The 8,293-nt window shown below is 64.9% G+C and carries 9 protein-coding genes; 3 read left to right on the forward strand and 6 right to left on the reverse strand.

The features are described 5' to 3' along the window. On the reverse strand, positions 1-520 hold a 520-nt coding region (locus QZ079_RS06050), incomplete at its 3' end, for a histidinol dehydrogenase (RefSeq protein WP_297036398.1). A 250-nt stretch (positions 521-770) separates the two neighbouring features. On the opposite strand from QZ079_RS06050, the gene QZ079_RS06055 reads away from it, so the two are divergent. Both QZ079_RS06055 and rbsK read left to right on the forward strand, forming a co-directional pair. Next, entirely contained in the window at positions 771-1,733 is a 963-nt protein-coding gene (locus QZ079_RS06055; RefSeq protein WP_297036400.1) for a nucleoside hydrolase, read from the forward strand. Positions 1,734-1,783: 50 nt separating this feature from the next. Beyond that, the gene (rbsK, locus tag QZ079_RS06060; protein ID WP_297036407.1) at positions 1,784-2,689 is read left to right on the forward strand and encodes a ribokinase; all 906 of its coding nucleotides are present in this window, start codon (positions 1,784-1,786) and stop codon (positions 2,687-2,689) included. Here the strand turns inward: rbsK and hisG are convergent. The 5 genes from hisG to QZ079_RS06085 all read right to left on the reverse strand — a co-directional run bounded on the left by hisG (position 2,684) and on the right by QZ079_RS06085 (position 7,441). Beyond that, complete coding sequence (hisG, locus tag QZ079_RS06065; RefSeq protein WP_297036410.1) at positions 2,684-4,378, reverse strand: ATP phosphoribosyltransferase; 1,695 nt, start codon at positions 4,376-4,378, stop codon at positions 2,684-2,686. The genes rbsK and hisG overlap by 6 nt on opposite strands. Positions 4,379-4,551: 173 nt before the next feature. Next, a complete protein-coding gene (locus tag QZ079_RS06070; RefSeq protein ID WP_297036413.1) occupies positions 4,552-5,385 on the reverse strand; it encodes a PTS system mannose/fructose/sorbose family transporter subunit IID in 834 nt (277 codons plus the stop codon). A gap of 37 nt (positions 5,386-5,422) precedes the next feature. Beyond that, complete coding sequence (locus tag QZ079_RS06075) at positions 5,423-6,202, reverse strand: PTS sugar transporter subunit IIC (RefSeq protein ID WP_297036416.1); 780 nt, start codon at positions 6,200-6,202, stop codon at positions 5,423-5,425. A gap of 13 nt (positions 6,203-6,215) precedes the next feature. Then, the gene (locus tag QZ079_RS06080; RefSeq protein WP_297036419.1) at positions 6,216-6,689 is read right to left on the reverse strand and encodes a PTS sugar transporter subunit IIB; all 474 of its coding nucleotides are present in this window, start codon (positions 6,687-6,689) and stop codon (positions 6,216-6,218) included. Continuing rightward, positions 6,686-7,441 carry a BtpA/SgcQ family protein gene (locus QZ079_RS06085; RefSeq protein WP_291288996.1) on the reverse strand — a complete coding sequence of 252 codons (756 nt, stop codon included), beginning with the start codon at positions 7,439-7,441 and terminating at the stop codon, positions 6,686-6,688. The genes QZ079_RS06080 and QZ079_RS06085 overlap by 4 nt, the downstream gene beginning before the upstream one ends. 234 nt (positions 7,442-7,675) lie before the next feature. Between QZ079_RS06085 and QZ079_RS06090 the strand changes: the two genes are divergently transcribed. Beyond that, on the forward strand, positions 7,676-8,293 hold a 618-nt coding region (locus QZ079_RS06090; protein WP_297036422.1), incomplete at its 3' end, for a GntR family transcriptional regulator.

Genomic DNA, 8,293 nt, shown 5'->3' on the forward strand with positions numbered 1-8,293 from the left:
GGGTGTAGGGCGAGATGCCGCCCGTGGCGGCGTCGCCATCCTTCTGCGGCGGCGTGACCATGACGATGCGCTCGACGCCCGCGACCTTAGCCGGAATCGCGTTCATGAGCACTGTCGAGGGATACTGTGCGCGCCCGCCGGGGATGTAGATGCCCGCCGCCCGAACGGGCGTCACCTTCACCCCGAGCAACGTGCCGTCCGCGCGCGTGGTAAACCACGACTGCTCGAGCTCGCGCTCGTGAAACGCACGGATCTGGCGAGCCGCCTTCTCGAGCGCTGCCCGAAACGACGCATCGACCGCGCCGAGTGCTCCTTCGAGCACCTCGGGTGAAAGGCGCAGGGACGCAAGCTCGACGCCATCGAAACGCGCGCTGTACTCCCGCAGTGCCTCATCGCCGCGAGCGCGCACGTCCGTCACGATGTCGCGGGCGGAAGCGACGATCGCCTCGGGCAGCACCCCCTTGCGAATGAGCTGGGAGAGCTTGAGACGCTCGCCGGGCTTGAGAACGATGGTTTTCATGAGAGAGGTCTCCCCTCTTGTTCTTACGCATGATGGGGACGCGAGAGCTCCCCTTCAGCTTGGACAGCCTGAAAGGGCGCACAGCGAAACCGTACGCCCCAAGCAGCAATTCTCGGGTAAACTTTATCATGGTAAAGCGTTCCGCACAAACGCAGCGCGCACCGCGCGGGGAGTCGTTACCAACCTGCAACGAGCGATGCGAGAGCTTCCGTCCTGGACGGAAACGCTCGCTCATACGACGGGAGGAATCATGACGAAGCTCATCCTCGACCTCGATACGGGCATCGACGACACCCTTGCCCTGCTCTACGCGCTCGCCTCGCCAGAGGCGGAGCTCATCGGCATCGCCGGCACCTTCGGCAACGTCTCCGTGGAGACGGGCGTGGCGAACGACCTTGCCCTCCTTGAGCTCTTCGGCCGGCCAGACATCCCCGTCTTCGCCGGCATAGACCACCCGAGCTGGGCGGACTCATTTTCAGTCATGCCCGAAAGCAGGCGGTTCCACGGACGGAACGGCACGGGCGACGTCGAGATCCCCGCTCGCGCCCGTGCGCAGGCGCAGACACAGTCCGCAGTCGATTTCATCGTCGACGCCGTGCGCGCGATGAGCCCAGAAGACCTTATCGTGATACCCACCGGAGCCTCGACGAACATCGCCGCAGCCCTCGAAGCGGCACCGGATACCGTTGGACGCGCACGCATCGTCATGATGGGCGGCTCGCTCACGCAACCGGGCAACGTCACCCCCTTCGCCGAGGCGAACATCATGCAGGATCCGGAAGCATCGTCCAAGCTCTTCGCGGCAGGCGCCCAGATCACCATGATCGGCCTCGATGTGACCACGCAGGTGAAGCTCTCGCGCGAGCAGGCGGAGGCGTACCGCGCGACCGGTACCGCCACGGGCACCTTCCTCTCCGACATGCTCGCCTACTACATCGACGTCACCGAGGAGGCGCACCCCACAGGCGTTCCCGGCTGCAACCTGCATGACCCGCTCGCCGTGGCGGCCGCGCTCGACCCCTCGCTCATAGATACCTTCAGCTGCGACATCATGGTCGAGACCGAAGGAGCCGGACGCGGACGCACCATCGGCGACCCTGCGCGCGTCACCTGCCCGAGCGGCCGCACTGAGGTCGCACTCGCCGTCGATGCGCAACGTTTCGTCGAGCGCTTCATGGAACGCACGCTTGCCTTCGTGCGCCGCTGCCCGTAGGCGCTCGCACCACCGGCACACGATCGATCAGCACGGGAGAAAGGACCGACATGCCGCGCGTCATCGTATTCGGTAGCTTGAACATGGATCTCTCAATCGCCTGCGGTCGCATGCCGCACGCCGGTGAGACCATCAGCGGCTCCGGCTTCATCACTAACGCCGGCGGCAAGGGGGCGAACCAAGCGGTCGCCGCCGCGCGCCTGGGAGCGGAAACCTGCATGATCGGCGCGGTGGGAGCGGATGCCTTCGGCGACGAGCTCCGGCGCGGCCTGGAGGCCGCGGGCGTGGACACCGCAGAGCTGGCTACCGTCGAGGAAATGCCCACCGGTGTCGCCGTCATCATCCGCACCGACGGGGACAACCGGATCGTCCTCGACCCCGGCGCGAACCATGTGCTTCGCATCGCGGATGTTGAAGCCGCCCTCGAACGGGTAGCGCAGCCGGGCGACATCTTCGTCACACAGCTCGAATGCGACGTCGAGACAACGTTCGCCGCGCTCGCCGCCGCGCACGAGCGGGGTCTGTATACCATCTTCAATCCCGCGCCGGCCTGCGAGATTCCACCAGAAACCTGGCGCAGCGTCGACTTGCTCTGCCTGAACGAGACGGAATGCGCCGCGATTTCGGGCATGTTGCCGGTCAACGAGGACACCGCGGCTGCCGCGTTCAAGCGCCTCGCTGCGCTGGGTGTGGGACGCGCCATCATCACGCGCGGCGAGGACGGCTCGAACGTCTACGACGCTGAGCTATCGGCGCACATCCCCTCCCTCGATGTCGAGGCGGTAGATACCACCGCTGCAGGCGATACGTATATCGGTGCCCTCGCCGCAGCGCTTGTGGCGGAAAAGCCGCTCCTCGATGCAGCCTCGTGGGCATCGGCCGCAGCGGCACTCGCCGTCACGCGCGTGGGCGCCCAGTGTTCGATTCCTAAGAAATGCGAGGTAGATGCGCTATAACGAGCGCGCCGCCTCCAACCGTGCGGCGAGCGCATGCAACCGCGCGTCGAGCCGGGCGCGGCCGGGGTTCGCGAAGAACCGTGCGGTGCACTCCATGATCTCGCCGGTGATGACGAGGTCGTTCTCGCGGAGCGTCGTGCCCGTCGCCGTGATATCCACAATGCGGTCCGTCATGCCTACAATGGGGCCGAGCTCGATGTTGCCGTGGAGCGTCACGATGTCCGCCGTGATGCCGCGGCGCTCGTACCAAGCGCGCGCGATGCGTGGGTACTTCGTCGCCACGCGAAGCGTCCCGCGGCGGGCATAGGCTCGTTCGGCGAGGCCCTTACGACCGGCCGGTTCCGCCTCGATAAAGCGGCAGGCGCCGTAACCCATGTCGATGAGTTCAAGCAGGTTGAGATTTGCCTCGATGAGGGAGTCGCGACCGCAAAAGCCGCAATCCGCACCGCCTGCGGCCACGAAGGCGGGGGCATCGGTGGCGCGCACGATCACGAACTCCACGTCGCCCACGAAATCGGTGGCGTCGGGCGCGCGCAAGTCGCGTCCGCGCACGATGAGGCGCCGTCCCGGGTCGACGAGCTCGGAGACATCGAAGCCCGCCGCCGCGAGCGCCTCCACGGTGCCGTCCTTGAGCGAACCCTTCGGCACGGCAATGCGAAGGGCTTCCTCCGCGGCGCGGACAACGGCGTGATCCGCGCTCGCCCCTTGCGCCATCCCACCGGCGTCGAGGGCGTCTTCAAGCCGCTCGAGCGAAAACGCGAAGCCCGCCGCTGGCACCTGGCAGACTCCCGGGAACGCACCCTCGAGCGCGGCGTCGTAGCGCCCGCCCGAACCCACGGGATCCGCCATGCCGCTCGCATACGCCTTGAACACGAGCCCGGTATAGTAATCGAACGAATTCATGATTGAGAAGTCGAACGAGAGCGACCCTTGAGCGCTATATGTCGCAAAGCGCTCGGCAAGCGCACGGAGCTCGTCGGTCTGGGGCTCAGCGATACCCGCCGCCGCAAGGAGCACATCCACGCGGTCAAGCGCGGCGACGCCCCCGTGCAGGCGCGGAAGCTCGGAAATGGCGCGCTGAAGACTCTCCGCAAGATTCGCCTCGGTGAGCCGGGCGTCGAGGTCCACGAAGTTGTTCGCATGGACGAGCTCGAGCACGTCGCGGGCGAGCGCCTCGTCCGCCGCACAGGCAAGCAGCTTCATAAACGGCCGCACGCTGCCCGCGACGATACGCCACGACGGCAGATCGAGCGCGCGCAGGGCATCAATCACGAGCTCGAGCATCTCGGCATCGCCCTCGACGCCGCCGAGGCCGATGAGCTCGAAGCCGAGCTGCGTGAACTGCCGCGCGGCGCCCACGTTGCGCGGTTGCGAGCGCACGAGCGGCGCCTCGTAGCGCAAGCGCAGCGGAAGCTCGGCATCGCGCAGGCGCGCAGCCACCAATCGTACGATGGGAAGGGTGTTATCGGAGCGCACCGTGAGCAAACGACCGTCGTCATCGAAGAGTTTGAACGGCGTGTCCACCGCGCGCCCCGCGCCGGCGAGCGCACGCGGATCCTCGAGCAACGGCGTCTCGACGGGAAGGTAGCCACGGGCTTTGAAGCACGCTCGCACGCCGGCCGCGATCTCCTCGCGCACCTGCGCCTCTTCGGGCAGGATATCCCTGAACCCCCACGGTGTCGTGTTCATGCGCCGTTCCCTTCCGCCAGATGCGCCCGTCCAACATGCAGTCGCATTACTTTACCACAGCAAAGTACCAGCTGCGTAAAGAAAGAGCCCCCGGCGCGTACCGAGGGCTCTTGAGCTGCTGAGGTGGCATCGGCGCAGACGCCGCCTCACGGGACGCCTGCGCGAAGAGGTCGCTACAGCATCGACCCGATCCAGCATGCGGCGATGCACACCACGATGGTGCCCACGAGCACGTACGTGGTCTTGATCTTCTTGCCCATGATCCAGTACATGAAGCCGAACACCGCGAGCTGCGGCAGACACGGCATGATCATGTCGAAGTAGTCGGAGACGGGCTGCGCGAAGTCGCCCGTGCCCACAGTGATCATCGACAGGTCGAGCGACACGTAGCTCGCGACCATACCGCCGATGGCGGCGAGGCCCACGACGCTCACCGCGTACGTGACCTTCTCCATGACGCCGCCCTTAGCGGCATCGGTGATGAACGTCGAGCCGTACTGATAGCCGAGCTTCAGGCCGAACCAGCGGATCAAGAGGCCGGGGATGTTGAAGATGAGCAGCAGCAGGATGGCACCGATGGGGCTTCCCTGCTGTGCGAAGCCGATGGCGATGCCCGTGCCGATCACGCGGAGCGTACCCGCGATGAGCGAGTCGCCGATGCCGGCGAGCGGGCCCATGAGCGAGGTCTTGACGGCCGTGATGGCGGAGTCGTCGAAGTCGTCGCTCGCGGCGTTCTCCTCCTCCATCGCGGCGTCGATGCCCATGAGCAGCGTGGAGAGCTGCGGGGTGATGGCCATGAAGTCGAGGGAGCGGGCGTAGGCGCGCTTCTGCTTCTCGCTGCCGGGCTCGTAAACCTTCTCGATCACCGGCACGATGCCGAACGAGTAGCCGATGTTCTGCTGCCGCTCGTAGTTCCACGAGCTATCGAGCATGCAGGAACGCCAGAACACCCGGCGAAGGTCGCGGTCGGTCAGCTTGCGCTCGGGCGCGGTCTTGATTTCGGACATGGCGAAAACCTCCTTTGCGGTCTTCTGCGGGCGGTGGTTAGAACTCGTTGTCGTCTTGCTCGGCCTCGGCCTGAACGGTCGAGAAGAGGCCGGTGTTGAAGACGAGCACGGCGGCGATCACCGCGGCGACGGCGGTGACGCCCACGACGTTCAGCCCACCGTACGCCACGAGCAGAAAGCCCATGAACAGGAAGCAGGCGAGCTTCTTCGACATGATCATGCGGGCAAGCATCGCGAAACCGATGGCGGGGATGATGCCCATGGCGTAGTTCAGGCCGTCGGTGATGAACGCGGGGATCGAGTCGACGATGCCCTGGATGGCCTGCGTGCCAACAAAGAAGCCGGCGGCGCAGAACGCGGCCTGCGAAAGCACCTGGATAAGCACGAAGCCCCAGTGCATGAGGTCGATGCCGCGACGGTTGCAGTCGAGCGCGTACTTGTCTGCCTTAGCCGCCATGATGGGGCCGACGACCGCCATGAGGAAGTTCGACCACATGGACATGAGCAGCGAAACCGGAACGGCGATGGCGACGGCCTCGGCGACGTCGGCGCCGGCGGCGATGACATAGGCGGTGCCGATCACGGAGCCGGAGGTCATGTCGGGCGGGTTGCTCGCGCCGATAGCCTGCGCGCCCAGGTACACGAGCTCGAGCGTGGCGCCCACCTGGCAGCCGATCGCCACATCGCCGAGCGCGACGCCCGTGAGCGTGCCGAGCACGAGCGGACGGTTGAACAGAGCGCTGTTGAAGCAGCTATTGCAGTAGCCGAATGCGGACACAAAGAAAATGAATACGGTTTGCATCATCAGGTTGTCCATGGATTTCTCCTCCCTATCCGATGAGCTTCATGGCCTCGTCCGACTCGTCGGACGGGGTCATCTGGACGAACACGTGGATGCCGTCATCCACCAGGTCGCGGATCTGGGCGCACTCCTCGTCGGACACGAACACGGCCTTCGAAATCTGGCGCTTGCCCTCCTCGACCTTCACGCCTCCGATGTTCACCTCGCGGATCGCGGGCACGGCGCGGCACAGGCGCCACACATCCTCGATGCTCTCGGTGATGATGAACAGGTTGTACTTATCGGTCACGCCGCTCGTGAGCGCCTTGATGGAATCCTCGACGCTCTTCATGACGAGCTTCGTGCCCTGCGGCTTCGCCATCTTGAGCACTGCCATGCGGAGCTCGTCTTTCGCGACCGCATCGTTGGCAATGAGGATGCAGTCCGCCCCCACCGCCTTGATCCACGTGAACGCGACCTGGCCGTGCAGAAGCCGGTGGTCGACACGGGTCATCTTGATCATGCGCATTCCTCCCTCACCGCGCGCACGGCGTCCATGAACGTCCGCACGTGCTCTGCCGAAAGCTCGCCATCATCGCGATAGCTGTCTTTGAAATAGCTGCCCACCACAGCGCCATCGGCGATGCGGAAGCTCTCCTTGAGGTTCTCGGGCGTGACGCCCGCCGCCACGATGAGCGGAAAGTCGCCGAGGCCGGCGCGGAAGGAACGGATCTTGTCGAGCGACGTCTCCTGCCCGGTCGCATCCTGCGTTACCGCGACGGCGTCGCAGCGCCCTTTCGCGATCTCGAGGTCTTCCTCGAGCGAGCGGTCGGAAAGCACCGGCTGGTACTTGAAGCGCACGCCGCCGAGGACGCAGCCCGCATACCGGCTGCGGAAGAGCTCGAGGAAGGCTGCGAGCGCTTCCTCGTCACGCGGCTTCACGTGCCCCACTACGGAGTCGAGCTGCACGAACGCCGCGCCGAACTCGCCGGCGAGCTCGAAACCCATGGCATCGACGTTGAGACAGTTCACGCCATAGACGATATCCGGCTTCGTTTGCTCGATATAGGCGAGCGCACGTCGCATGTCGCCGTAGGTGCCGAAGTAATCCTCCACGATCACCGCGTCGACGCCCTCGGAGACGTAGATGTCAAGCTCGCGCTTCATGCGTTCCTGAACATCGTCTGGACTCGTCCCCTTCAGATGGAGCATCGCCATCACGGGCTTTCGCTCGCGGAACATGGAGAGGAATCGACCCTTCCCCGTTTCCGGCATACCGACCACCTCCGAAATCTCGGTCTGTACCTACACCTGTAATAGCATAAGTTAATACAAGTTTGGTGGCGGCAAGCCTAGGAAACCAGAATGTAAATGATGAACGGGCGAAGGGGCACCGTAAACGGCAGTCGCCGCTAGACGGCACAGACCACCTGCGTGCGTCTCTGGGCTTCCCTGTATACAATATCTCTTACCAAGTATTCATCCACACGCGCACGAAGGAGTCCGTCTGTGAGCGAAACCGATGACCGCTACGCCCTCACCCTGCAAGAACAGTTGCGCGCAGACCTCTTGCAGAAAATCGAGAACGGCTCCTATGCACCAGGCGATCAGCTGCCCTCGGAAAGCGAGCTCGTCGAAGCCTATGGGGTGAGCAGAGTCACCGTCCGTGCGGCGCTTCGCATGCTCGTCGACGAGGGTGTGCTGGTGAAACGGCGCGGCAAGGGGACGTTCGTGCGGCCGACAACGCTCGTCGAGTCCGCCCTCACCTCGGGTAGCTTCACCGAAACGTGCCTTGAGATGGGCCTCGAGCCCGCGACGCACGTGTTCCGCACGCGCGAGATTCCCGCAGACCCCGCGATCACCTCGATCCTGGGCTGCGACGATGAGGCGCTCATCGAGATTCGCCGCCTGCGCATGGCGGGCGCGATGCCGTGCATCGTCGAGCACGACTACTTCCCGCTCCGCTATCGCTTCCTCATGCAGACCGAGCTGGAAAACCGCTCGCTCTTCGAGATCCTCAAAGACGAGGGCGGCAGGAACGTCTGCGGCTTCGAGGATCGCTTCCGCATCGCACGTGCCGATGCCGAAAGCGCCGAGCTGCTCGGCGTCGCCGATGTGTCGGTCGAA

This window comes from uncultured Enorma sp. (genome assembly GCA_905210055.1).
Classification (GTDB): Bacteria; Actinomycetota; Coriobacteriia; order Coriobacteriales; family Coriobacteriaceae; genus Enorma.

Bases quoted from the DNA above. Each gene is read 5' to 3' on its own strand.
- QZ079_RS06070 (WP_297036413.1), bottom strand. From the start codon at position 5,385: ATGTCCGAAATCAAGACCGCGCCCGAGCGCAAGCTGACCGACCGCGAC.
- hisG (WP_297036410.1), bottom strand. From the start codon at position 4,378: ATGAACACGACACCGTGGGGGTTCAGGGATATCCTGCCCGAAGAGGCG.
- QZ079_RS06055 (WP_297036400.1), top strand. From the start codon at position 771: ATGACGAAGCTCATCCTCGACCTCGATACGGGCATCGACGACACCCTT.
- QZ079_RS06085 (WP_291288996.1), bottom strand. From the start codon at position 7,441: ATGCCGGAAACGGGGAAGGGTCGATTCCTCTCCATGTTCCGCGAGCGA.
- QZ079_RS06075 (WP_297036416.1), bottom strand. From the start codon at position 6,202: ATGGACAACCTGATGATGCAAACCGTATTCATTTTCTTTGTGTCCGCA.
- QZ079_RS06080 (WP_297036419.1), bottom strand. From the start codon at position 6,689: ATGATCAAGATGACCCGTGTCGACCACCGGCTTCTGCACGGCCAGGTC.
- rbsK (WP_297036407.1), top strand. From the start codon at position 1,784: ATGCCGCGCGTCATCGTATTCGGTAGCTTGAACATGGATCTCTCAATC.